Origin of the sequence: Paraburkholderia sp. SECH4 (assembly GCF_030511745.1) — a bacterium.
In the GTDB taxonomy this organism is placed as follows: Bacteria; Pseudomonadota; Gammaproteobacteria; order Burkholderiales; family Burkholderiaceae; genus Paraburkholderia; species Paraburkholderia madseniana.
The window spans coordinates 134,344-159,462 of the sequence record NZ_JALOCP010000016.1; the positions used below are offsets into that span (position 1 = coordinate 134,344).

The following is a 25,119-nucleotide window of genomic DNA, read 5'->3' on the forward strand; positions in this document are numbered from 1 at the left end:
TCCGGCACGACTCTGGCGGCGAATGGGAGGGTCGTGGCGCCGTTGCTTATGTTGGCGAATGAGGCAATCCGCCTCGTTTTCCAGCAGGAGCCCCATCATGACCTTCTCCGACCCGGGCGTCAGCCCGCTGCGCCGTCGCATGATCGACGACATGCGCATGCGCAAGTTCGCACCCAAGACCCAGTCCACCTATCTGCGTGCCGTACGTGAGTTCGCCCGGTTTCTCGGGCGTTCGCCTGATACCGCCACCGTCGAGGACCTCCGGGGCTACCAGTTGCATCTGGTCGATCACGGCACCTCGCCGGTTTCGCTCAACGCCGCGATCAGCGCACTGAAGTTCTTCTTCGAAGTCACGCTTGGCCAGCCCCAGCTGATGGCCAGGATGCAACCCGTTCGTGTGCCCCGTAAGTTGCCCGTCATACTGAGCCCGGACGAGGTGCGGCGGCTCATCGCGGCAGCCGGGAACCTGAAGCATCAGACCGCGCTGTCGGTCGCCTATGGCGCCGGATTGCGCGTGAGTGAGGTGGTGGCGCTGAAGGTCAGCGACATCGATAGCCAGCGGATGACGCTGCGCATCGAGCAGGGCAAGGGTCGCAAGGACCGCTACGCGATGCTCTCGCCGGTCCTGCTCGAACGCCTGCGGCTCTGGTGGCGCGTCGCCCGTGCCCAGGGCAGCATGCTGGATGGCGGGTGGCTGTTTCCCGGGATGGATCCCGTCGACCCACTCAGCACGCGGCAACTAAACCGGGTCGTACACGCTGCCGCCGAAGACGCGCAGATCGACAAGCGCGTCACCATGCACACCCTGCGCCACTATCTTCCCTTCCGGATTATGTTGGGTGATATGGACGAGAGTTCATCCTGGCCCCGGGAATGGGGGTTTCGGAGCAGAAGTGCCGACCGGGTCACCCAACATAGTCTCGTGACTCTACAGACTGTTCAAAAACGCGAGCAGCTGGTCCGTCGGGCGGAAGTGTCCCGCCTTGCCGTGTAATGGCGATATCTTTGCAAGGGCTTGCTCCTTCATTTCAAGCGTTGCGTCGAGATAGATCTGCGTAGTTTCTACGGATTCGTGGCCGAGCCACAACGCAATCACTGAACGAGGAACGCCCGATTGAAGAAGGTCCATGGCCACCGTATGCCTCAAGCAGTGAACAGTGACCCGCTTCCTGTTCAAGGAGGGACACACCCTCGACGCCGCCTCTCGATGTTTGTTTAGCAGATACTGAACGCCGTGGACACTGAGACGTTCCCCTCTGGCGCTCGGAAACAGCAAGTCGCCGTCACCCCGTTGCGGCTCACGCAACCAGGATTTCAGCACGGCGCGCGTGGACCGCGTGACCGGCGTACAGCGCTCCTTGCGGCCCTTTCCGATCACGCGCACATGAGCGCCGGCGCCGAGAACGAGGTCCTCGCGTTTGAGTCCAGTCATCTCGGATAAACGCAAGCCGGTCTGCGCAGCCACCAGCAGGAAGGCGTGATCACGTCGGCCGGACCAGGTACGTTGATCTGGCGCAGCAAGGAGTGCGTCGACCTCCGCACGCGTCAGGAAGTTGACGAGCGTGCGAGTGAAGCGCTTGCTGGGAATGGCAAGCACACGCTGGATCTGCGCGGAATGGTCCGGGGCTTCGAGTGCCGCATATCGGAAGAACGAGTGAATTGCCGTGAGTCGAAGATTGCGGCTGCGAATACTGATACCCTGGCGCTTCTCCAGGTCGTCCAGAAACGCGACGACCAACGGGGTGTCAATCTCCTCGAGGTCCATGCTTGACGGCGCCTTATGCAGGCGTTGCTGGGCGAACTTTAGAAACTGACGGAACGTGTCGCGATACGAGATGATGGTGTGAGGACTCGCCTGGCGCTGCTGCATCAGACGCTGTATAAAGAAACGCTCCAGAAGCGGAGCAAAGCTGGCGGAGGCGTTCATGACCGGTTCTCCCAATGCCGTTCGAGTCGGCGCATCGACTCGCACATGAGTTCCGGCGAGGCGCTTAGGTACCACTGCGTATCGGCGACATGGACGTGGCCGAGGTAGGCCGACAGGATCGGCAGACAACGCTCGGGATCTTGTCCAGACTGATACCAGCGTACGAGCGTTCTTGTGGCAAACACATGCCTCATATCGTGCAAGCGTGGGCCGTGACTGTCGGATTCGCCGCGCAGACCAATCTGGCGGGACAGTCGATAAAAAGTTCGATGAATCTCGCTGTTGTCCAGCCGGTTGCCCCGGCTTGAAACGAACAAAAAGGAGGAGACCGGCCGTTCAGCCCAATGTCGTTCGCGCCGTCCGATATAGTCGGCAAGCACCTTGCAGGTCGAAGCATGTAAAGGCACGAGTCGGGACTTGCCAAACTTGGCGCCGCGGATCGTCAATACCGCCGCGGTCAAATCGACGTCCTTGAGCTCGAGGTTGCGCACTTCGCCCAGACGCATGCCGGATACGCTCAGCAGGCCGAACAGGCAATGATAGGTCCACGGTAGCAGCGCACCTCCTTCATAGCGGTGTGGCATCTGAAGTGCAGCTTGCAACAGCCTGCGAATCTCACCATCCGAATACAGGTACGGCCGGGCGCGCTTCGGTCTGAATGGCAGCAAGCCCTGCGCGGGGATCTGGGTGCGTGGATCGGTGGCACTGCGATAACGTGCGAATGCCCGCACGAAGCCCAGTCGTTGTGCCCGCCCTGCCGGTTGCAGGTTTGAGCGCTGCTGGGCCCATTCGAGAGCCAGCGACTGGGTGATATAAGGCGCGCGGCTCTGCTCCATGAAGGTGACAAAGTCATGCAACCCCTTGTCCGCTTCGTTCAGCTTGAATCCCAAGGCCCGCCTCAAAGTAAGGTACTCCTGAACGGCCTGCCGAAGTGTGTTCATCGCACACCTCCTGGCCATGGTACGGCCAACGTACGAAGTGCCTTGATATCGACCTTCGTATATATCTTTGTCGTCTGCGGATGACGATGTCCCAATAGTTCGCCTATCTCGCCGAGCGACGCACCGCGGAATAACATCTCAGTAGCCAATCCATGGCGGAACTGGTGTGCACCCATAGTCGGTGCATCGATGCCAGCACGCTGCAGCGAGTGCCGAACGATAGAACTAACTCCACCTGACCCGCGAAACCCTGTGAGCGGAGCCCTGACGCGCAAAAATATCCGACGGCAGGTGCTAACCGGTCGCCCGTGGCGCAGGTATGCGGCGATCGCCTTGCCGACGTCTACTGGCAAGGGCAATTCGTTACGCTGACCACCGCTGCCACGAACCGTCAGGCGTCCCGCGTTCCAGTCGATATCCCCGAGCTCGAGGAATGCGACTTCCCCCGAACGCAGTCCCAGTCGTGCAAGCAGAAGCAAAATGGCGTAGTCGCGGCGACCGATTCCGCTGCGCCGATCAATGCTGGCCAGCAGTTCCCGTGTTTGTTCGGGGCTGATTGCGCGAGGAATTGCCGGCATCGACCAGTTGGCGACAATCGGAACCGCAGCAGCGAGATCGAGTGCCGTGTCGCCGCGATAGCATGCATAGCGTAAAAAGGATCGCAGTGCGGTGGTCATGAGCTTCGCATGCTTCGGATGCAAATGCGGCGCCTGACGCTGAACGAATCTCACGATATCGCCGGCACACAGGCGCGAGAGCGTGACGCGCCCATTGCCGAAACAGTCGTCCAGGAATCGGCGCACGAACGGCACGTAATTGGCGATCGTCGCTTCCGTCAAGGCACGTGCCTCGCGTAAGTATTGTGCGTATGCCTGCACACAGCATTCCGCGGACGACGGTCGGCGCGGCGGGACCTTCTCGGCGGCAATCAATCGTTCACGACGCAGAAAGTCGATAAGGTGCCTGAGTGCAGCGCGGTCTTCTCGGTGGGGTCGAAGATATCGAGCGCGATATTGCAGATATCGTCGCGCGTCGTCAGCGCAGATGCGCCGTATTCCAACACGCCTCTGGTTAAGCCACCGGCTAAAGTCCGCTGCGATACGCACTTGGACATGTAGGGAATACGCACTGTATCCCTGTTCGCTGAGTGCTCTCGCAAATAAGGCGATAGAAGCCGCAAGCGGCCCTTCAGGCGGTCGCGCAAGTACAGCCTGATCATTGACGACGTACTTCACGATGAACTCCTCCCCCGGTGTCGGGGTGCAGCTGGAAGGAGGAGATACGGTCAAGTCTGGTGTATGAGCGGTTGATGACCGGCGACGTCAGGCGGCGAGTTTCTGCTGACCGGGTTGATCGTCTTGCACCGGTTCTCCGTCCTTGAAGGCAATGCCTTCCAGCAACAGCTTGATCTGTTCAGGGCCATTGATGCGGCGCCAGGTTTTCTCGGCTTCCTCGATCAGCTTGAATGCCAGACCCAGGAAGGTCGGTCGCGACACGCAGTTGCGCGTACGCGTGGTACGGTGCCGCACCGTCGCGAACGTCGACTCGATCGCGTTGGTTGTCCTCAGGTGCTGCCAGTGGTCGGCCGGGAAGTCGTAGAACAGCAACAGGCTTTCCCGGTCCTTCTTCAGCGTCTCAGTGGCCTTGGGATACTTGGCCGCATAGATCGTCACGAAACGATCGAAGGCGGCGTACGCCTCGACGCGTGTCGCTGCCATCCAGATCGCCTGCAGATCCGCCTTGGCCCGACCCTGTTGCGACTTCGGCAGCGCATTGAGCACGTTGCCCATCTTGTGGAACCAGCAGCGCTGGCCGCGCGTTGCCGGAAACACTTCCTCCAGTGCGGCCCAGAAGCCCATCGCGCCGTCGCCGACTGCCAGCAGCGGACCCGCCTGCAAGCCACGCGCCTTCAGGTCAAGTAGCAGCTCCTGCCAGGACGCCTTCGACTCCCGATACCCGTCGCCGATTGCCACACGCTCCTTGCGCCCATCGGGCCTCACGCCGATGATCACCAGCAGGCACTGGCCGTCTGAGTTCTCGCTACGCAGGCCGGTGTGAATGCCGTCGACCCACCAATAGACGTACCGCGACTTCGACAGGTCACGCCGGCTCCAGCTGGCGTGCTCATCGGCCCATTGCGCCTTCAGTCGGCTCACCACATTGGCCGACAGCCCTTTAGCGTCGTCACCCAGCAGCACGCTCAGCGCCTCGCTCATGTCGCCCGTCGAGATGCCTTTCAGATACAGCCACGGCAGCGCGGCACTCACGCGCGGCGACTTCCTCACATACGGCGGCACGATCGATGAATTGAACTTCACGCCTGATCCTGAACGATCGCGAACCTTGGGCACCTTCACCGCAATCGGGCCGGCCGCCGTCAGCACCTCGCGCTCCGGCAGATAGCCATTGCGCACCACCGCGCGTTGCCCGTGCAACGTCTTGACGTTTTCGAACCGCTCCAGCAGCGCCGTCAGCTCTGCTTCGATCGCCTGTTGAATCACCTGCCGGGCTCCGTGACGGACCAATTCGTCCAGACCCAGACCGGTTTCAGATAGACCGACAACCGCTTTTTCCGTAAACTTGTTCATGGTGGATGGTTTGTTGTTTGCTGGTTTCCGACTTCGACAATCAGATTCTCAGCTAAAACCTCCACCGCCTTCAATCTCCCGCCTCAACTCCCCCGTACACCAGATCCGAGCATATCTCTGGAAGGAGCCCAGACTATCTCTATCTGGTTTCGACTATCTGCCTCAAAAAGCGGAACATTCTGGACTTACAAGACATAGTCCGGAAGGGAAGATAGTGGCGCCTGTACTAAACCGCTGACGCGGTAGTGGGAGGTGGGCACAGGTCTATGGCTGACGTTTCATGAAGAGGGTTGTCTGGCGCTGGACCCCAGCGAGGTGGTGAGCGGTGTCGCCGGGAGCAGTATGTGAACGCCCGGTTGGGCATTCAACCCACTGCTTCCAGGAGGCTCGCCATGACGCCACTGCGCCAACGCATGCTGCACGACATGCAGATCCGCAACCTTGCTGTCAACACGCAGAAGACCTATCTCCTGCAGGTTTCCAGTTTCGCCCGACACTTCCGGCACTCACCCGAGGTGCTCGGTCCCGAAGAGATCCGTGCCTGGATTATCCACCTGACCAACGAACGCAAGCTCGCGCCAGCCAGTGTCCAACTGGCCGTAGGCTCGTTGCGCTTCCTGTACCGCATCACGCTCAGGCGGGACTGGAGTGACGAGGATTTCCCGTTGCCCAAACGGCCCGTGAAGCTGCCCGTCATCCTGAGCTTCGAGGAAGTCACGCGTTTCTTCGAGTCGATTCCCAGCCTGAAACAGCGCGCCATCCTGATGACGGCCTATGCGGCCGGCCTGCGTGTCTCCGAAGTCGTGCATCTGAAGGTCACCGATATCGACAGCCAGCGGATGATGATCCGTGTCTGCCAGGGTAAAGGCCGTAAGGATCGCTACGTAATGCTCTCGCCGCGTCTGCTCGAGGTCCTGCGACTGTACTGGCAGGACGCCCACCCGAGACAATGGCTCTTTCCAGGGAGCATTCCGGGGCGGCCCATCAGCCGCCATGCCGTAGGCGACGCATGCCAGCTTGCACGTGAGCGCAGCGGCATCACGAAACCCGTTACGCCACATTCTTTGAGGCACGCGTTCGCCACTCATCTGCTGGAAACCGGTGCTGATGTACGCAGGATCCAGCTGCTCATGGGACATCGCAGCATGGCGACCACGGCACGGTACCTCAAGCTGGCGACGAGCACCGTGTGCGCCACCACCAGTCCCTTCGACCTGCTGCCGCATCCCGCACCCGTTCCACCCCAGCCGCCTGCGCCCGAGTACTTCTGAAGCCGGCGATGCGACCGGCGCTCGAGGTGGCGGACATCTTCCGCCGCTGCGGCCCTCACTACCGGCAGACCCATGCCGACGCCCTCAGTCGTGCCCAGCGCCGCGCGATGAGCGCCATCGAGCTGTGCCGCACCGCCGCGCTCGGCGGTCATGTCGAGCAGTGCGATGCCTGCGGCCATCAGCGCATTGCCTACGACTCGTGTCGCCATCGCGCCTGTCCGAAGTGCCAGTCGCTTGCCCGCGCGCAATGGCTCGAACGCCGGCGCGCAGAGCTGCTTCCCGCGGTCGAGTACTTCCACGTCGTCTTCACACTCCCCGAGCCTATCGCCGCACTCGCGTACCAGAACAAGAAGACCCTCTACGATCTGCTTTTCCGCACCAGCGCCGAGACGCTGCGCACGATCGCCGCCGATCCCAAACACCTCGGCGCGGAACTCGGCTTCATCACGGTCCTGCACACGTGGGGGCAGAATCTGCTACACCATCCGCACGTGCATTGCGTGGTACCGGGCGGCGGCATCGCCCCGGCCGGCGAACGCTGGATCGCCTGCCGGCCAGGCTTCTTCCTGCCCGTTCGGGTCCTCTCGCGGCTCTTCCGGCGGCTCTTTCTCGACCAGCTGCGCCGCGCGTTCGATGCCGGCGCGCTGCGCTTCCATGGCCAGCTCGAGCCGTTGCGTGATCCGCGAGCGTTCGCCGCCTGGCTCGCGCCCGCTGCTCACGCGGAGTGGGTCGTCTACGCGAAACCACCGTTTGGCGGCGCCGCACAGGTGCTCGATTACCTGGGCCGCTACACGCATCGCGTCGCCATCTCGAACAACCGGTTGCTGCGCTTTGATGGCGATTCGGTCCTGTTCCAGTGGAAGGACTACCGTCACGAAGCCCGCCACCGGACCATGACGCTCACGGCCGACGAGTTCATCCGCCGCTTCCTGCTGCACGTGCTGCCCGTCGGCTTCAAGCGCATCCGCAGCTACGGGTGGCTCGCCAACTGTCATCGGGCAGACCGCCTCGCCACCTGCCGCCGGCTGCTCGGCGTCGAGCCGCCCGCCGCTGCGTCACCCGCCATCGGGGAAGACTACCGTGACCGTTACCTGCGGCTCACCGGCAAATCACTTCGCGACTGCCCCGTGTGCGGCAAGGGCCAGATGGTCCGCATCGAAGGCGGTGTGCCTGGCATCCTGCCGCGCGCTCCACCTGACCCGAGCCATGTGCACTGACCGGCATCAGCACCCCCCCCCGAGCACGTTGGTCTTCCCCCATGCGGCCAACGCGAACCGACTCGTGCCTTAGCGTCGTCGCACCATCACAATGCCGTGAAACTCCGCACTACCTGCCCGTTAACCCTCGAATTCCCGCTGTCTTCGCGCGGCCGGCTCTGTCAGACCGCCTCGTTCCGGCGTGCAATGGCCAGCCGCCCGGTAGTACGAATTACCGCGCCGTTCATTCAATGCCCATAGAAGCAAACGCCTGCGGAGCGGTTTAGCACAAACATTTTTTTGATTACCGATCGCGGACTGGCCCCGACCGGCCTGTTCACGCGTCAGTAGCCGCGATCGCCAACCAAAAAAATCTCTGCTCTATGTCTTTGAAGACATAGGCGACACAGTTTCGCGACGCACCTGCTCGAACAGAAGGTCGACATCCGCGTAATCCAGGTGCTCCTCGGCCACAAGCAGCTCGAGACCACCGCGCTTTACGTGCAGGTGGCCACCGACCTGCTGCGCGAAGTCATCAGTCCGCTGGAGCGTCTGCCCTCCGAGTAACACGGCCCAGTGTAGTACCCCATGCTGGAGGTCGCGGACATCTTCCGCGCCCAGGGCCCTGTATGGCGACGCACGGTGTCGCTGAGCCTGGGGCAGCTGAAGGTCATGTCGGCCATCGAACAGTGCCGCAGCGCGGCGCTGGGGGGACACGTGCTGCGCTGTTCCGGCTGCGCACAGATCGAGGTCGCCTACAACTCGTGCCGCAACCGCCATTGCCCGAAGTGCCAGGCCAGTGCTGCGCGCCGCTGGCTCGAAGCGCGTCAGGCCGACCTGCTGCCGGTCGGGTACTACCATGTCGTCTTCACGCTACCGGCGCCGATCGGCGCGATCGCCTGGTACAACAAGGCCGTCATCTACGGGCTGCTGTTCGACATCGCCGCCGAAACACTACACACCATCGCCGCCGATCCGAAGCATCTGGGTGCCAACATCGGCGCCACGCTCGTGCTACACACCTGGGGTTCAGCGCTCACGCATCATCCGCACGTGCACGGTATCGTCCCCGGTGGCGGCCTGTCGCCCGATGGTGAGCGGTGGATTGCATGCCGGCCCGGCTTCTTCCTGCCGGTGCGCGTGCTCTCGCGCCTGTTCCGCAGGCGCTTCCTCGAAGCGCTGGCGCAGGCACACCGGTGTGGCAAGCTGCAGTTCTTTGGTGAGTATGCCGGGCTTGCTGACCCGGCTGTCTTTGACCGGTGGCTTGCGCCGCTGCGCGCCTGCGAATGGGTCGTGTATGCCAAGCGCCCCTTTGCGGGACCCGAAGCGGTACTCGCGTACCTCTCACGCTATACGCACCGCGTGGCGATCTCCAACCAGCGTCTCGTCTCATCGGATGAGCGCGGCGTGACGTTCCGCTGGAAGGACTATCGTGCGAAGGGGCGCACCCGCTACAAGACCATGACGCTAGACGCCGGCGAGTTCATGCGCCGCTTCCTGCTCCATGTGCTGCCCGGCGGCTTCCATCGTATCCGTCACTACGGACTGCTCGCCAACCCGGTGCGCCGCGCCAGTCTCGCGAAGGTGCGTGAACTGTTGCACGTCGCGCCCAAGGTCAACGCATCACCCCACGAAACCGTCATCGAAACGCGGCCCGCCTTCATCTGCCGGCACTGCGGCGCACCGATGATCGTCATCGATGTCCTTGCGCGCACCGCACCGATTCGCGCACCACCCACGCGCCAGGGCGAGACATGAGCGCAACTGTTCCTGGACATGCAACCCGACCGTCGGCTCTGCGACAACGCGGCCCACGAGCGGACGTTTGCGCCCGTCCCTTCACGCAGCCCCTCGCACGTCCGCTTCGCCATCAAAATTGCGCGACTGCGCCGCTTCGTCACTGCGTCAGCGCTGATTCAGCATCCCGCCTGGCCGCGCATCCCGCAACACCGCTGGGCGTCCCGGCCCATCAATCGCCATAGCCCCGAAGACTCCCATTGCATCGGGGCACTCCGCGGTTTCCTCCCTTCAGGTTTATTCAACGCCTGCCCGCACGCGCCGTCGCGCGCCCCCGAGCCCGCGGACATGGGCAGGCGTCGAACAAACCTCAAGACGATCGGCCTGACAAACGGGTAAAAGGAACGGCCGTTGTACCTCTTGGATTCAACCGGTCGACGCAATACCCTAGGCTGCCTGAGCAGCGGAGGTATTGAAATGAAGCAGAGACGGCGGATCTACTACACTGAAAGCCAGAAAGCGGTAATGTGGGAGCGCTGGCGCAAAGGCGAGTCGCTGCAACAGATTGCCCAGATGTTCGATCGAAACCATTCATCGGTGCAGGGCATTCTTTCGGAGACAGGCGGGATACAACCTGCCCAGAGGCACCGATCGAGGCTGGCTTTGACGCTCGCCGAGCGAGAGGAGATATCACGCTCAGTCGTATCCGGCGATTCAATTGTTTCGGTAGCAAACCGGCTCGGGCGCGCTCCTTCCACCGTCAGCCGGGAAATCAAGCGAAATGGTGGAAGCCAGGACTATCGTGCGAATCGGGCCGACCAGCTTGCATGGGACCGGGCACGTCGGCCAAAGACATGCAAGCTGGTCGATAACCGGCCGCTGGCGCGACTTGTGGCAAGCAAGCTGGAACTGCAGTGGTCGCCCGAACAGATTGCCGGATGGCTCAAACACGCATACCCGGTCAACGAGGACTATCACGTGTCACACGAGACCATCTATCGAAGCCTCTACATACAGGCACGCGGAGCGTTAAAGAAGGAGCTACTCGAACATTTGCGCCGTTCGCGTGCCATGCGTCGGTCACGCCATCACACGATGAAGACGGAGACTCACGGCAGAATTCGTGACGCAGTTTCGATCAGCGAACGCCCCGCTGCGGTTGAGGACCGTGCGATTCCCGGCCACTGGGAAGGCGATCTGTTGTTCGGCGACGCGAGCAGCCAGATTGCAACGCTTGTTGAACGCCAGACCCGGTTCGTGATGCTGGTAAAAACCACCGGGAAGGATACCGAAACTGTCGTCAACGCTCTGATCAATCACGCCGTCAAACTGCCGCAAGAGCTATATAAATCGCTAACCTGGGATCGTGGGAAGGAATTGGCCGGCCACAAGCGCTTCACTGTGGCGACGGATATCAAGGTCTATTTTTGCGATCCTCATGCGCCATGGCAGCGCGGATCGAACGAAAACACCAATGGGCTGCTAAGACAGTACTTTCCAAAGGGAATGGATATTTCGACGTATTCGCAGTCGAAACTTAATGCGGTTGCCAGGCGACTCAACGAGCGACCAAGAAAAACACTAAACTTCCAGACACCGGCCGAACGGTTTTATCAATGTATTGCGTCGACCGGTTGAATCCAAGCTTGCAAGCGGCCATTGCTGGCGCACGGTGACGAACGGCAGTCGAGGGTGGTCGTGAGCGGACGTGCAACTGCTCTGCGGTCACTGAATCGGCAACCCGTTCGTTTTATCAAGTCACCGAAATTGCAGGGCACGACCACGCTCGCGATTGTTGCAGCGGCAGGAGGCTCAACAGAAATGTCGGGCGATTCACTGGGTGCCGGCGAGTCGTGTGAATCGGGTCGCGATTCGAACAGCGCGTACTCGAAATGGCTTTACTCTCATTGCGCCCAAGGCACCGCCTTCCGTGTGGGTGTGCCACCTATGGCGTCGATCAGGTAATCCACGAAGGAAGCGATCCGCGAAGACAGGGCCGTATTGCGGTAATAGACAGCATGGATCGTTTGGCGAACATCACTCGTCTCCCGAGTGAGGATCTGGACGAGCCGTCCGGCCTCACGGTCCCGTGCGGTCATGAAGTCCGAAAGGCAAACTATTCCAACGCCCTGAAGCGCCAGTTGCCGAAGTGTCTCGCCGCTCGACGAATAAGCGACTGGCTCAATACGATAAGGCTCACCATCAGCGCCTAACAGTGGCCAGACATTAAGCGACTCCGGCTGATTGAAGCCCAGAAGCACATGCTTGCCAAGCTCTTCAACGTTGCGCGGCTGACCATGCTTCTCGAGGTAGCCCCGACTCGCGAGAATGCGCATCCGGCTATTTCCAAGGAGCCTGCTGTGCAATGTCGAATCCTTGAGGCGGGCGATTCTGATCGCTATGTCGGTGCGACTTTCGAGCAGATCAATGATGCGGTCGTTGGTGTTGAGCTCCAGAGTGACATGCGGATAGCGCTCTCGGTAGCCCTGCACGAGTGGCACGATCACATGCCGCATGAATGGTGCCGCGGCGTCGATCCGCAGCCGCCCCGAAGGCGTTTCGCGCTGTGCGACCATCAGTTCTTCTGCGGTTTCGACAGAGTCGATGATCGCTCGCGCATGCTGAAGGAATACCCGTCCCTCCTCGGTGAGCTCGAGTTTGCGCGTGTTTCGGCGGAGCAGTGTCGTTTTCAGCTTTTCCTCGAGGCGCCCGAGCAAGCGACTTACCGCCGACACCGTCAGGTTCAGATGGTGCGCTGCGGCCGTCATTGAGCCCGTATCTACAACGGCTGAAAAGGCCTGAAGCTCATCCAAAGTAACATTCATTGTTGAACTATTTTCAAAATACTTTCGTTGATGGGCCAGTTTCTCGAAAAAAGCAAAGCAGGCACACTTGCCACAACATTGTAAGTGCACTTGATCGGGCGATTCTCGCGACGAGAGCGGCCGACGACGGGCAGGACGCGATATTCGGTCCCGATGCACAACGACGGTTGAGCAGGTGCGACATGCGCCAACTACCTGCTCGCGCCTACCTAAAGCGCGATTGTGATCGGCAGACTCCGTTTCACTTCGACCCACGCGAGCATTCACATGGCAGCCTTCGATCGTCCTCTAAACCTCACCACCGGCGTGATGGAACTGGGCCGGTTTCGTGTCGATCTCGGAACGCGGGAACTGCGCCGAGACGGGGTAGCAATACCCGTTGGGTCCCGGGCCTTCGATATCCTGGCCGTGCTTGTTTCGGCTGGCGGCCGCCTTGTCACCAAAGACGAGTTAATGAGCGTGGTGTGGCCGCAAACGATCGTCGAGGAAAACAACATCCATGTCCATCTGTCGGCCTTGCGCAAAATTCTCGGACCCGACCGGAATCTTGTCCTCACGGTGCCTGGGCGCGGGTATCAGCTTTGCGTGCAAAAAACGGACGTGGCCCTCACTTCCTGGATGGGCGGGTCGATGCGAGACGCGAACCAGCTGCCGTCGAACATCGCGTTGGTCGGGCGGGAGACGGCCGTTCAGCGGATCCTCGCGATGCTCGAAAGTTCGCGCCTGATAACGCTCGTGGGCGCTGGGGGGATCGGCAAGACGCGGCTCTCGCTCGAGGTCGCGCGTCGAACTGAAGAAGACTCGGTCGAACCCGCATACTTCGTCGACCTATCTGGCGTGACGACGCGGGAAGGTATGCTCGATGCCATTATGAAAGGCTGCGGTCGGCCGACTGGGGGCGCTGGAGTCCCTGAAAAAGGCGTCGCGTGCGCGCTTTCGGATCTGCGCGGGCTGCTACTTATCGATAATGCTGAACATCTGATCGCGCACGTGGCGGAGATAGTCGACGCCTTGCTCGCTGCAAATAACCACGTGCGCGTCGTCGTGACCAGCAGGGAACGGTTGCGCATATCGCCCGAGCATACATTCAAAGTCGATCCGCTTGAAACGCCACCGGCGTATACCTCGCAAGTCGATATCCGTGGGCATTCGGCGGTCAGGTTGTTCCTCCAGCGTGCAAACGCCATGCAGCTGACCGTGGGCGCCGACGGCCAGCAGCTCCAGCTTGTCGGTGAGATTTGCCGACGGCTGGATGGCATACCCCTCGCGATTGAACTAGCGGCTGCCCGCGTCGCTGCCCTTGGCCTCGACGGTGCACGGCATTGTCTGGACGACCGCATGGCGTTTCTCACCGGTGGATATCGTACCGCACGACCGCGCCACCAGAGCCTGCGTGCGACCTTTGACTGGAGCCATGCGTTGCTCGATCATACAGAGCGGACTCTCTTCCGGCGCACTGCCGTATTCGATGGTCTCTTTACGCTAGAAGCGCTCGGCGTCGTGGCATATGACGCGACGCTTTCCCTAAGCAGTGCGATCGCGGGAATCGACGCGCTCGTCGCAAAATCTCTCCTGAATGTGCAATTTGAGGGGCCACGCGCTCTGTACTGGCTGTACGAATCCACACGTGCGTATGCGCTGCAGAAGCTTCGCGACGAAGGCGAAGTAGAAACAATCACCATGCGACACGAACACCACGCTGTTCGCCTGCCAAGGCGGGCCGGCGCGGACCAGCTTAACCCCGAACCAGGCAGTGTACGTCGATCGTCGCCCACTGCGGGCCACCACGCGTTGAACTGGTCAGCTGCGCAATATGGCGATATTGCCCTCAGGTGAGATGCGTGGGACCGCGATGCCCCCGCTCGTCTGAGTGCTTGACTCCGAATGCGGTCTTATACCGCCCGAGTACGAAAGGCGGCACGGTGTCAGAGCGCGACCGTTCGAGAGGCGCAACTCTGAATTCCTTTCGATCGACATGATCTCGTCTTGCAACCGCAAAACATCGGACAACGTGTGCACGCGAGCGACGGCAAGGCCAACGATTTGCCGGCTGTCACGACTGGTTGAATGACTGTTGTACCTGAGAAACAGCCGTCGCGTGGCAGCGAGTACGTAACACCGCTTCACGCCCTGAGTCATCATCGGGCTGAGTTCGGCCGAGCCTGTGTGGAAACTCAGTTTTGGCTCTGAGGGCGAGGTTGCCGGTCGGTCGATAAAGTTAGATGCGTCTCGCTTGCGCTAATCAAACATCCGCGGGCGCAAGAAGCCCCTTGGGGCTTCAGCTTGCAGTCATCCTCATCGCCTTCATCATCCCGGCAACCCCAAGTATATTCATGACGCGCTTCAGGTTGTAGGCCAATACCTGAAGACTCATTTCCGTGCTCACGTGTCCCAGCGTCCGGGTCAGGAAGTGGGTGGCCCCCATCCAATGCTTCAGCGTGCCGAAGACGTGTTCGACAGTGCTTCTTCGGATGATCATTGCATCAGGCTTCCGGTCGAGTCGACGCTGCATAACTTCCAGTACTTGTTCGTGCTCCCATCGTCGGATGCGGCGATAGTCGCTGGGCGAACATCGCTCCTTGAGATGGCAACGCGGGCATGCGCTGGGCCAGTACACGCGCAGATTCATGTCTTTCTCGACGGTCTTGAATCGAAGAATTGCGCGCTCACCGGCGGGACATCGATACTCATCGCTTCTTGCAACGTAGATGAAGTCGCGTTTGGTGAAGAGCCCTTTCTTCCTTGACGCTGAGGTGAGCGGTTTCGGGACATACGCCGTGATCCCTGCCAGTTCGCACGCGCGGATGTCCGGACCACTGAAGTAGCCCCGGTCAGCCAGCACCTTCAGCTTTGGCTTGCCCATCGCGTTCTTTGCCGACAGAGCCATCTTGCTGAGTTGACCATGATCGCCTCCGATATTCGTCACCTCGTGTTCGACAATAAGATGATGCTTCGTATCAACTGCTGTCTGGACGTTGTAGCCGACCGTTCCGGTTCTCTTGCCACCGCTGGTCATGGAGCGGGAATCCGGGTCAGTGAGCGATAGCTGTCCGTCCGGTTCATCCTTCAACTGCTGTTTGATCTGCTCGAGCTCACGCATCCGCTGGCGCAATATCGCGATCTTCTCGTATAGGCGCACGGTCTTCACGTCGAAACCCGTTGGGCTAGTACGGTCTGCAGTCTCAATCATGTCGAGATATCGCTGAACGCTTTCCTCAATCTGTTGCTGACGCTTGTCGATCTTGCCGGCCGTATAGTTTCTGTCGCGGCTGTTCACCGCCTTGAACTTGCTGCCGTCGATGGCCACCATGTCGCTGGATAACAGCTTCAGTCCGCGACATAGTTCGACGAAACGACGGCATACGTTGCGGATGGCCGGTCCGTTGTCGCGGCGAAAGTCGGCGATCGTCTTGAAGTCCGGTGCCAGATGCCCCGTCAGCCACATCATCTCGACATTGCGCTGGCATTCGCGCTCAAGACGCCGGCTTGAGGGTACCCGGTTCAGATACCCATAGATATAGATCTTGAGCATCACGCCAGGGTGGTAGGACGGGCGGCCGGTGATTGCGGGCGTGGTGCCGTTGAAGCCGAGCGTCGTGAGGTCCAGTTCGTCTACGAACACGTCGACGATTCTGACCGGGTTGTCCTGGCCGATGTAGTCATCGACGCATTCGGGAAGTAGTGCGACCTGCTTGCGCTCATCGCCTTCAACGAATCGCTTCATGAGTCACCCGGTCTCAATGAGTTGATTCAGTTTAGGCGATGAGTGTGTTTTCACACAGGCTCGGCCACAACCCGCCGTTCACATGCGTCGTCGGTCGGACGTTCAGGCGTCGGCTTCGCCTCGGAACCGGCCATCCGATTGTCGAAGATGAATGCTCCGTCATCGGCCAAACCGGACCTTCGCTCCTCGCAGTTGAGGCCGTTCGGCAATGTCCGCTTCCTGGCGGCGCGGATAGGAGTTTATCGACCACAAGCGGATCTCTGCCACACCTGGCCGCGATGTTTTTCAGTTGAGCTTCCTGCGCGAAAAGTGGCGCACTAGATGTCTCGTCTAGCCGGGCATGGAGGCAAGCGACTGCCCTTTCCTTCAGATAACCGATTGATCGCCAGTTCCATATCTTCTTCGTGAACGGTGTCGCCGCCAACGCCGGCGAACCGACAGTGTTTCGCAGCAGCATCAAGGACCTCGTCCGGCAGACTCGTCGCCAGAAGGTAAGTGGAATAAGCGCCGAATCCTATCGCGACAAGGCCAAACATAAGCAGATCCATCAAAGCCTCTCACATGTTTCAAGCGAGCTCGACCATTACGAACTCGGCTTTGCTCACAGCACACTCTGGACAGGCCCAGTCGGGGGGACATCCTCCCACGGCGTGCCGGATGCTATGCCATCCTCAGGGATACCCTCGGCTTGTTTACAAATGAATCCGCAAACGACGCACTGCCAGGTCTTCATTGTGTGGACCTCGTGAATTACCGCGGCATCGATATCCTTCGATGTAGTCCGCGGCATAGGGACAACAGACGTTACGACTGACGTGGCGGTACAGCGCGTCAAGCTTGTGCACAGTTATTCAATTCAACTCGACCGCGTCGTTGACTCGCACCGTGCCGATCTGCACCGGCTCCGCGTACACACCGATGGTGCCCGCGTTATGCTGATAGATCGCCTTCAGGACAGAAATGTCCTTGGGCAAGTCTCCCTGGGCAAGCGTCGTCATCACACATCGTTGCGTCGGCTGTTTCACCTGCAGCACCACCTGGCCTATGCGCAACGTTCGACCCACCCATGTGTTCTCGACGAAACCTTCCGCGCCATCGGTACGGATGACGAGGTTAGGGCGAAAGCGACGGCTTTCGATGCGGCTGTGCGGCACCGTTTTTCGCAAGGCGTCGATGGTCGACGTCGTCAGGATATGGATTAGCCCGATGTCGAAAAACGTTCCTGGCGGGGAGATCTTGTCGAAAACGAAGTCGCGATCGGACACGCCCTCGACAGTAGGCACAAAGCCTTCGAACCCCTGGTTCGATTCATCGGGACGCACAAGACGCACGCGTTTGCGCAGCGCTGCGGACAACGTTTGCTCCGCATCGCCGGATGTGGATTCGATCACATCGCCATTGGGCAACGCGATGTACACCGGCGGCACATGCTCCGGCGAAACCGGGGGCGACGTGTAGCGGGCACGGTAGGCAAACATCTCCGGCCACTTTTGGGGATGCTTCGCATTGACGAGCTTATTGGTCTCGACATCGATGAGCGAGTAGGCGCGATCGCCCGCCACTCCGCGCGTGGTAATCGCGACTGAGTTGAGTTCCTCACCCATCATTGACTTGACGGGATATCGGTGAATCGATGCAACAATGGCTTGCGATGGTGACATGGCAAACGCTTCCTGTTCTTGCGCGGCCGAGGCGCCACGCTGAACTACAGGCTACTGCCTTAACACCTTTGCGACGCGCAAAAGCTTGCAGTGGATTCTGCCAACCCGGCGTTGAATTCTGCCATGTGTGGTCGTGTGCGCTGCATTTGACGCTGGCCGCCCACAATCGTGAAACGACAAACCGGTCGCCCAGGCAAAGTTCGACGAAGCAAGCTGTATCGAGCTTGTGTGATCGCCTGAGTCGCATGAGCCGTACTCCGGATTTCGTAGGCCGGAAACTCAGTTGGCTGTCAAATCGGCTGACCATTCAGCGTCCTGTGCCGAACCGGACGCCCGATGCGCGGACGAACGAGGCGCCGGTTCAGAAATTCCGGAGTTGAGACGCGCACATCGACCCGGGTCACCGGCAACCCGATCGTATCCCCGCGTTGCGTCGGATTTGCGCTTAGAAAAAGCTGCGTCGCGCCGGCGCCCTTATCGAAGCAACGGATCGATAAGGGCTATTCGCGAGGCTCCATGTCCCCACGTTCCGGAATAGGCTCGAGAAGTGCGAATGTCCGGATTGGCCGAACCGCTGCCCCCGGCGAGCTGGCTTGGATGACCGGACCACTCAGTTAACCGCCGTTGAACCCCAGACAGCGCGACCGGCAGTTGTGGGTCGAACTCAGCAGGTCGCACCGGGCTGCCGATGGTGGGGGAGCGCGAAGGCCGCCAATGCGCTATCGTTAAAAGCGCAACTCTCGATGCCGTATTGGGTAGCAGGTAATTGCCGCGGCGGGCGGCGGTCGAGGTGGAAAACAGGTGCGAGAATCGGGTTCACGGTTGGATTTCCACGCCGGTATCAAGGAAATACGAAATGGACGATCCATATGACCTTCAGCGCTTTGTCGACGCCCAGGATCCGGTGTTCGCACAGGTATGCGATGAATTGACGGATGGACGTAAGCGAAGCCACTGGATGTGGTTCGTGTTTCCGCAAATCCAGGGCCTCGGGGCAAGCGCAATGGCGCAGCGGTTCGCGATCTCGTCGTTGGCCGAGGCCGAAGCCTATCTGCGCCACCCGTTACTCGGCCCACGGCTGCGCGAATCGACGCGACTGGTCAACCTCGTCGAAGAGCGTTCCATCGAGGAAATTTTCGGATATCCGGATTACCTGAAGTTTCGATCGTCGATCAGCCTGTTCGCGCGCGCCACGAGCGACAACGATGTATTTGTGGAAGCGCTGCGCAAGTATTTCGGTGGTGAAGCCGATCCGCAAACTCTGCAGTTGCTCTAGGCCGTTTTTGCGCTGGACTAGCGCGCGTGGCGGAGCGGACTTCGGAATTTCACTGTCGGCACAGTGAGTCGTCACTTCCCGCTCGCACCAGCTGCGCGGGAGCGGTAGAGCAGCAGATGATCGGTGCCGGATTCGGACAGCCAGACTTCGCCCGGGCGGCCCATCATCTCACGTACGTTCGCGTGCGGGCGCGGCAGCGGAAACACGTCGAACCGCTCGGCACGCGGGTCAAAGCGCACTAGCGCGTTGGCGCTCCATTCACTGAGCCAGACGATATCCTGGTCGTCTACAAATATTGCGTACGCGTGCGGATCGTCGCCGGGCAATCGCCATTCGCGCCATTGATGCGTCACGGGATCGAATACGCCGACTTTTCCTGCGTTCCACTCGCTGACCCAGACGTGCCCCTTCGAATCGGACCATACGCGGCGCGCGCCCTGCTTCGACGTTGGCGGCTCGATGACCTGCGCCGCCCCACTCCCAGGATCGATGCGACCGAGATAACTCCCCGCCAGTGACGCGAAATACAGACTACCGCCCGGGGTCACGCACATGCCGTAGGGCCCGCGCCCGCGCGGCGCATCGAAGACTCGCATGCGGGCGCGCTGCGGATCCAGTTCGCCATAGATGCCGCTTTGCCCGGTAAACCACAGATGTCCTTGTTTGTCGAACACGGCGGTGTTCAGATTGGCGTCTGGCCGCTCCTTCGGCAGCGGAAAACGCGTGACGGCGAGGGTCTTCGGATCAATGCGCACAATCGCGTTCTGGCCGCCGTCAGTCACCCACGCCGCGCGATCGGGACCCACGATCACGCCGTGCGGCGCCGATCCGGTGCCGAGCGCAATCTTGTCGATCCTGCCGCTACGCGGGTCCAGCCGTCCGACCGCGCCCAGCGCCTGTGCGGTGTACCACACGGCGCCGTCCGGCGACGGCGCGACGTCATGCGGCGCACTGCCGGTCGGGACGGCGAAGGTCTCGAACGACGGCGGCTGCGCCTGCGCCGAGCCGATGGTGAGCGCAGCGCTCGCGAGAGCGGACGCAAACCACGGTGCCAGCCGTGCTTCGAGAATCTTGTTCACCGTTGCCACAACCCGTTTTCTCGCGATCGCCAACATGGTCGCCTCCGTGTGACAGGATGAGTTTCAAAGGGCGTTGAAGGCTTTTTATTGTTGCACTTATCTGTAGCCGTCGCTGCGCCGACTCATTCGCCTCGCCGGCCCCGGTGGCAATTCATGTTCACGGTGGCGAAGGTCAACATCGAAGGGAGGATCATGTCGATGGCCATGGCTCAAATCACGGCCGAACGCGGTTGTCCAAGCTCATGTGGATAGGTTCCCCTTTCTCGAGTGGCACCTTAACGAAGGGGTGGCCGGGAGGCGGCTGCGACTGTCAATCATGAGACCGTGTTCGGCCGATGCTGTTGAAAAAGTCGGTGACGGTCGTTCTAATCCGGTTTTCATGGGTCGCTTTACCCTTAACCGATGCTCGCGAGCGGTTAGTGGGGCTATCTGAGAGGTCGAATTTTTCACTCCTGGTGTTAGGGCGACGCGCTACGACTTTTTCAACAGTATCGGCCATGAAGGGTCATTCGCTCGTACCGCCGGTCGGACATTCGGACGTCGGCTCAGCATCCGCAAACTGTCACTCGTCACACTCGGTGCCGACTGTCCGAACGACATGGAACCCTGAGCCCCAATGGGAGGACCCCGCTGATGCGACTACAACAACAATGCTGGGGCACTGGGCCGGGAACGCCAGCACGCAGTTTTGCGTGGTCAATATTGAGGCAGAGGGTCCGGGCAAGAAACTACCCTATGGAGTTGAAGTGCGGGTGGGGCTAGCGCCGTCGCATGCCGCCGAAGCCACGCATGCCACTGGACGCTTGCATGCCGCCGAAGCCGCGCATGCCGCTCGACGCTTGCATGCCGCCGAAGCCGCGCATGCCGCCGGACGCTTGAACGCCGCCGAAGCCGCGCATGCCGCCGCCCGGGAAAGGTCCGCGGTGAAGGCCCGCTCCCACTGGCTTGCCGAAGTGGTTGTGATCCAGCTGATGGAAATGACTGAAGTGATGGAAGTGGTGGAAGTGATGGAAACGATCGACGAAGATGAAGCTCACACCCGCGCCGATGAAAATCGGCGGCCCCCACCACCACGGGTCGGGATATGGGTAGGCGGCAACCGGATACCACAACACGCTGCCGTCGGAACTCTGCTCGAACTGCCATGTCCCGTCACTTTGCAGGCACGCGCGCCCGATGATCTGTTGCATCGAACCGTCGATGTTCGCCTGCCCGGCGACCGCGCGGCAATTGGTGCTGTTGGCCTGTATGGGTAAACCGTCATATGCTTGCGCGAACGCGGGGGCAGAAAAGCTGACATAGACGAGTAATGCCCCAAAGCCAAGTATCTTGTCCATGATGGACTCTTGCATGTATCTCCCACGTTTCGACGCGCGGAGTCGTCGGCGTCGCCCGGCACATCGGTGTGCTCCACAAATTCAACCCGCCGCGAAAAAGGCGCGCGGCCGAGGACGTGGTTGCCTCACGATTAAACGATGAAGCACGCTGGATTATTCCGGAGTGAGCGAACCTCGGTCTGGCAGGGTCAGTTTATTCAGATGATTGAATAGTTGAAGCCACCAAGCGAACTTCCGCACCGACCCGCTCAGAACATTCGACTCGGAAGGCCGACTACCGCCGATCGCACGAATCAGGCGGGAAATCGATCGGGCCTGCGGTCTGTGAACGTCCTTTTTCTCGTTGGGCTAAGGACCTCTTCGGGTCGCCCGCCGTGCGCGCGTCGCCGAGCACCGACAGGGCATCGTCGGTCGGAGTGCGGCCAACTCCGGTCGTTGCTGTAAATTTGATGGCGACGGTGCGAGTTAGCACGGAGATGAGTCTGTACGTGCTTGCCTACAACATGAAGCGCGTTATTAAGCTCCTTGTTCACAACGGCTGATCGAGACGTTGCAGGGGTAACGCCGCCAGCTGACGGCGCTGCGGTTCCTAGGGTGCCAAATTATTCAGTCGCTCCTCCGTTCCCGAGAATGGGGGCCTTGAAAGCGACGAACGTCGCCATGGTCGGAGCCCCTAGGTGTTTTGACACAGTTTTATATGGACACCGCCCGGCTTGCCATCCCGTGCTCTGACGCGCGAATGTCTGCTCTGGCCATAGCAGCGCCCCCGCGCTGTGGCTTGGGACATCATTGTATTGACTGTTCATGACAGATCTTAAGCGTTGAATGTGATTGAGAAGTCGCCTATAAATCGAACCGGAAAGCCAAAAATGCAACTCGAACCCTGAAAAAGCCCATTCGCGCGTGCGCTATGTGCAGGGCGTTACAGACGGATCTAATTCAGGGTAGAGCGGCTGTATAGCGCAGCCGTATCGTCACCTGATCGACATTAATTAGTTCGCTCTTCACTCGCCCGCGCAGGCGGCGTCGCAGGCTGTGATTGACCTGGTGCAACCAACATCAACGTCAAGCGAAACCAGCTCTACTTCTGGCTAACCCATCATGCTGAACCACGCTGACGTGGCGGACGCGCAAATTGCGCAGCCAAAAGCAAGACGCTGGAAGCAACAGTGACCGCCGACTGCATCCGGATCGGGACCTTTCGCGTATAACCCAATGCAGAAGGGGAAGTTCGATGTCGGGTTGGCGATTCGTATCGGTGGTAGCCGCGCTTGTCCTGCTCTCAGGCGAGAGTTGGGCGAAGCCGTATGTACCCGAAAGCGACGGAGTGGTGCTCGAACACCTCCCGGAAAAAAACGATCCGGCGCTTGCGCAACTGAAGCGCATGCGCGCGACGCTGATGATGAACCCGCGCGATCTCAACCTCGCAGTGTCCGTCGTCCGTCGCGCTCTCGAAGCGGGGCGAAGGCTGGGCGATCCGCGCTTCTTCGGCCAGGCGCAGGCGGCGCTGGCGCCGTGGTGGGGCGCAGAGGATGTGCCGCCGACCGTGTTATTGCTGCGCGCGACGCTCAAGCAAAGCCAGCATGATTTCGAAGGCTCGCTTGCCGATCTGGATAGGTTGCTGGCCGCGCATCCAGCGCTCGCGCAGGCGCGACTGACGCGCGCCACAGTGCTCAGCGTGCGCGGGCGCTACGCGGACGCGCGGCACGATTGCGAGCAACTGAAGGGACTCGTTGCACCCATCGTCGTCATGGGGTGCGATGCGACATCGTCGAGCCTGACCGGCAACGCAGCCGCCGCATACGGGGCGCTCGTGCAGGTGCTTGCGCAAGGCGTCGGCAATCTGGACGTGCGCGAGTGGGCGTTGACGCTCGCCGCGGAAATTGCCGCTCGCCGCGGCGACTTCGCTGCAGCCGAGCGACATTTCCGCGACGCACTTGCGCTCGACCCGGGTGACGCTTATCTGCAGGGGGCGTACGCCGATTTTCTGCTGGATCGCGGTCGTCCGCGAGAGTTGTTGCCGCTTTTGCGTGACGCTACGAAAAACGACATGCTAATGCTTCGTTTAGTGCTGGCCGAGCAACAGCTGCCGGAATTGCGCGCGTCATTCGCTGCGCACCGCGAGGATCTCTCGGCGCGCTTTGACGCCGCGCGTCGCCGCGGGGATAGCCTGCATCGCAGGGAGGAGGCGCGCTTTCGTCTCACAGTGGAACATGACGTCAAAGCAGCACTCATTCTCGCGCGTGAAAACTGGTTGGTCCAACGCGAGCCGTCAGACCTGCGGATTCTGATCGAAGCCGCGCGTGCGGCCGGCGATGCGGATGCCCTAAAGATCGCATCCGATTGGGTCGCCGCAATGCATCTCGAAGATACGGCGATCGTCACGCTCCTGCAGGTGCGGCAATGAAACGCGTCCTGCTCGCCTTTGTGCTTGCGTTGCTGATAGCGCCCGCGTTTGCGCATAAGGCAAGCGACGCCTACCTCACGCTGGAGCGCAGCGGGCAAGCCCTGCGCGGTCAGTGGGATATCGCGCTACGCGATCTCGACAACGCGCTTGGGCTCGATGAGAACGGCGATGGAGACATCACATGGGGTGAAGTACGTGCCCGAAAGCGCGATATCGCGGCGTATGCACTTGCACATCTCCAGGTGTCCTCCGCCGGCAAGCTTTGTGCGCTCGAACCGACCGGGCAACTGATCGACTCGCACACCGATGGCACCTACGCGGTGCTGACGTTCACCGGACAATGTCCGCGGGCGAGCCCAACACTTTCTATCGATTACCGGCTGTTCGAAGGCCTTGATCCCCAGCATCGGGGACTTCTCAACTTCGTCGAGAACGGCCAAAGCCGAAGCGTCGTATTTAGCGCTGACGTGCCGCACCGCATTGTCGGCACCGATACCGGCGGCCCGTTGACGCAGTTCGCGATGTATCTGAACGAAGGCGTCTGGCACATCTGGACCGGATACGATCACATCCTGTTCCTGCTCTCGCTGCTGCTGCCTGCGGTGCTGATTCGTGAGGGGCATGCATGGCAGCCGGGCGCATCGTTTCGCCGGGCATTCATAGATGTCACCAAGGTTGTGACCGCGTTTACGGTGGCGCACTCGATCACACTCACGCTCGCGGCGCTATCGATCGTCGTGCTGCCTTCGCGTCTCGTTGAATCGGGCATCGCCTTGTCGGTAGTGCTGGCGGCGCTGAATAACCTGTTTCCGCTGATGGCGAACGGACGCTGGATGGCGGCGTTCGGCTTCGGGCTGCTGCACGGATTGGGCTTCGCAGGCGCGCTGCACGACCTCGGCTTGCCGGCCGGTTCGCTTGCGCTGTCGCTCGCCGGATTCAATCTTGGCGTCGAAGCAGGGCAACTCGCCATCGTATTCGTTTATCTGCCACTGGCGTTCTCGTTGCGGGCAACCTGGGCATACCGGCGCGTGGTGCTTGCCGGCGGCTCAGCGGTGACCGCGACCATCGCCATGATCTGGCTAGTCGAGCGCGCACTTAACGTCGCCATATTTGGCTCGTTGGCCGCCCGTTTATAACCTGAAGGAGAACA

Annotated in this window: 19 protein-coding genes and 2 pseudogenes; 10 read left to right on the forward strand and 11 right to left on the reverse strand. The window is 60.7% G+C overall.

Annotated features, from left to right (window positions below):
• The first annotated feature begins 97 nt into the window (after positions 1 to 97).
• Positions 98 to 994 carry a site-specific integrase gene (locus M0D67_RS21840; protein ID WP_266239617.1) on the forward strand — a complete coding sequence of 299 codons (897 nt, stop codon included), beginning with the start codon at positions 98 to 100 and terminating at the stop codon, positions 992 to 994.
• Here the strand turns inward: M0D67_RS21840 and M0D67_RS21845 are convergent.
• The 5 genes from M0D67_RS21845 to M0D67_RS21865 form a co-directional block, all read right to left on the reverse strand.
• Entirely contained in the window at positions 929 to 1,927 is a 999-nt protein-coding gene (locus M0D67_RS21845; RefSeq protein ID WP_154566833.1) for a site-specific integrase, read from the reverse strand. The two genes, M0D67_RS21840 and M0D67_RS21845, sit on opposite strands and share 66 nt — an antisense overlap.
• Positions 1,924 to 2,868, reverse strand: a complete 945-nt coding sequence (locus tag M0D67_RS21850; protein WP_171929576.1) for a tyrosine-type recombinase/integrase — start codon at positions 2,866 to 2,868, stop codon at positions 1,924 to 1,926. Before M0D67_RS21850 ends, M0D67_RS21845 begins: the two co-directional genes overlap by 4 nt.
• The gene (locus M0D67_RS21855) at positions 2,865 to 3,746 is read right to left on the reverse strand and encodes a site-specific integrase (RefSeq protein ID WP_216675307.1); all 882 of its coding nucleotides are present in this window, start codon (positions 3,744 to 3,746) and stop codon (positions 2,865 to 2,867) included. Before M0D67_RS21855 ends, M0D67_RS21850 begins: the two co-directional genes overlap by 4 nt.
• A 50-nt stretch (positions 3,747 to 3,796) precedes the next feature.
• Positions 3,797 to 4,087 carry a hypothetical protein gene (locus tag M0D67_RS21860; RefSeq protein WP_199203107.1) on the reverse strand — a complete coding sequence of 97 codons (291 nt, stop codon included), beginning with the start codon at positions 4,085 to 4,087 and terminating at the stop codon, positions 3,797 to 3,799.
• A 103-nt stretch (positions 4,088 to 4,190) separates the two neighbouring features.
• Positions 4,191 to 5,456, reverse strand: a complete 1,266-nt coding sequence (locus M0D67_RS21865; RefSeq protein ID WP_154568006.1) for an IS256 family transposase — start codon at positions 5,454 to 5,456, stop codon at positions 4,191 to 4,193.
• A 392-nt stretch (positions 5,457 to 5,848) separates the two neighbouring features.
• On the opposite strand from M0D67_RS21865, the gene M0D67_RS21870 reads away from it, so the two are divergent.
• The 5 genes and pseudogenes from M0D67_RS21870 (at position 5,849) to M0D67_RS21890 (ending at position 11,298) form a co-directional block, all read left to right on the forward strand.
• Positions 5,849 to 6,727 (forward strand): site-specific integrase, encoded by an 879-nt coding sequence (locus tag M0D67_RS21870; RefSeq protein ID WP_266239618.1) that lies wholly within the window; start codon positions 5,849 to 5,851, stop codon positions 6,725 to 6,727.
• Between the two features lie 8 nt (positions 6,728 to 6,735).
• Entirely contained in the window at positions 6,736 to 7,944 is a 1,209-nt protein-coding gene (locus M0D67_RS21875; protein ID WP_266239619.1) for an IS91 family transposase, read from the forward strand.
• Positions 7,945 to 8,325: 381 nt separating this feature from the next.
• Positions 8,326 to 8,490, forward strand: a pseudogene (locus tag M0D67_RS21880) (tyrosine-type recombinase/integrase); the annotation flags it as partial.
• A 21-nt stretch (positions 8,491 to 8,511) separates the two neighbouring features.
• Positions 8,512 to 9,681, forward strand: a complete 1,170-nt coding sequence (locus tag M0D67_RS21885) for an IS91 family transposase (RefSeq protein ID WP_266239620.1) — start codon at positions 8,512 to 8,514, stop codon at positions 9,679 to 9,681.
• 456 nt (positions 9,682 to 10,137) lie between these two features.
• Complete coding sequence (locus M0D67_RS21890) at positions 10,138 to 11,298, forward strand: IS30 family transposase (protein ID WP_266239621.1); 1,161 nt, start codon at positions 10,138 to 10,140, stop codon at positions 11,296 to 11,298.
• Between the two features lie 266 nt (positions 11,299 to 11,564).
• Here M0D67_RS21890 and M0D67_RS21895 read toward each other — a convergent pair whose 3' ends face one another.
• The gene (locus tag M0D67_RS21895) at positions 11,565 to 12,485 is read right to left on the reverse strand and encodes a LysR family transcriptional regulator (protein WP_171929456.1); all 921 of its coding nucleotides are present in this window, start codon (positions 12,483 to 12,485) and stop codon (positions 11,565 to 11,567) included.
• 267 nt (positions 12,486 to 12,752) lie between these two features.
• On the opposite strand from M0D67_RS21895, the gene M0D67_RS21900 reads away from it, so the two are divergent.
• Positions 12,753 to 14,321 (forward strand): winged helix-turn-helix domain-containing protein, encoded by a 1,569-nt coding sequence (locus tag M0D67_RS21900; protein WP_154559448.1) that lies wholly within the window; start codon positions 12,753 to 12,755, stop codon positions 14,319 to 14,321.
• A gap of 442 nt (positions 14,322 to 14,763) precedes the next feature.
• Here the strand turns inward: M0D67_RS21900 and M0D67_RS21905 are convergent, their stop codons facing one another.
• The 3 genes and pseudogenes from M0D67_RS21905 to M0D67_RS21915 all read right to left on the reverse strand — a co-directional run bounded on the left by M0D67_RS21905 (position 14,764) and on the right by M0D67_RS21915 (position 17,870).
• Complete coding sequence (locus M0D67_RS21905; RefSeq protein WP_266239622.1) at positions 14,764 to 16,209, reverse strand: IS1182 family transposase; 1,446 nt, start codon at positions 16,207 to 16,209, stop codon at positions 14,764 to 14,766.
• A 566-nt stretch (positions 16,210 to 16,775) separates the two neighbouring features.
• Positions 16,776 to 16,942 (reverse strand): annotated as a pseudogene (locus M0D67_RS21910) (rubredoxin).
• 118 nt (positions 16,943 to 17,060) lie between these two features.
• Entirely contained in the window at positions 17,061 to 17,870 is an 810-nt protein-coding gene (locus M0D67_RS21915) for an MOSC domain-containing protein (RefSeq protein ID WP_266239623.1), read from the reverse strand.
• Between the two features lie 856 nt (positions 17,871 to 18,726).
• On the opposite strand from M0D67_RS21915, the gene M0D67_RS21920 reads away from it, so the two are divergent.
• Positions 18,727 to 19,146 carry a DUF1810 domain-containing protein gene (locus tag M0D67_RS21920; protein WP_154563981.1) on the forward strand — a complete coding sequence of 140 codons (420 nt, stop codon included), beginning with the start codon at positions 18,727 to 18,729 and terminating at the stop codon, positions 19,144 to 19,146.
• A 71-nt stretch (positions 19,147 to 19,217) separates the two neighbouring features.
• Here the strand turns inward: M0D67_RS21920 and M0D67_RS21925 are convergent, their stop codons facing one another.
• Both M0D67_RS21925 and M0D67_RS21930 read right to left on the reverse strand, forming a co-directional pair.
• A complete protein-coding gene (locus M0D67_RS21925; protein ID WP_154563983.1) occupies positions 19,218 to 20,261 on the reverse strand; it encodes a lyase in 1,044 nt (347 codons plus the stop codon).
• A gap of 722 nt (positions 20,262 to 20,983) precedes the next feature.
• Positions 20,984 to 21,562 (reverse strand): hypothetical protein, encoded by a 579-nt coding sequence (locus M0D67_RS21930; RefSeq protein ID WP_154563985.1) that lies wholly within the window; start codon positions 21,560 to 21,562, stop codon positions 20,984 to 20,986.
• A gap of 1,234 nt (positions 21,563 to 22,796) precedes the next feature.
• Here M0D67_RS21930 and M0D67_RS21935 point away from each other — a divergent pair.
• The gene (locus tag M0D67_RS21935; RefSeq protein WP_154563987.1) at positions 22,797 to 23,969 is read left to right on the forward strand and encodes a tetratricopeptide repeat protein; all 1,173 of its coding nucleotides are present in this window, start codon (positions 22,797 to 22,799) and stop codon (positions 23,967 to 23,969) included.
• Positions 23,966 to 25,105, forward strand: a complete 1,140-nt coding sequence (locus M0D67_RS21940) for a HupE/UreJ family protein (RefSeq protein ID WP_154563989.1) — start codon at positions 23,966 to 23,968, stop codon at positions 25,103 to 25,105. Before M0D67_RS21935 ends, M0D67_RS21940 begins: the two co-directional genes overlap by 4 nt.
• The last annotated feature ends 14 nt before the right edge of the window (positions 25,106 to 25,119 follow it).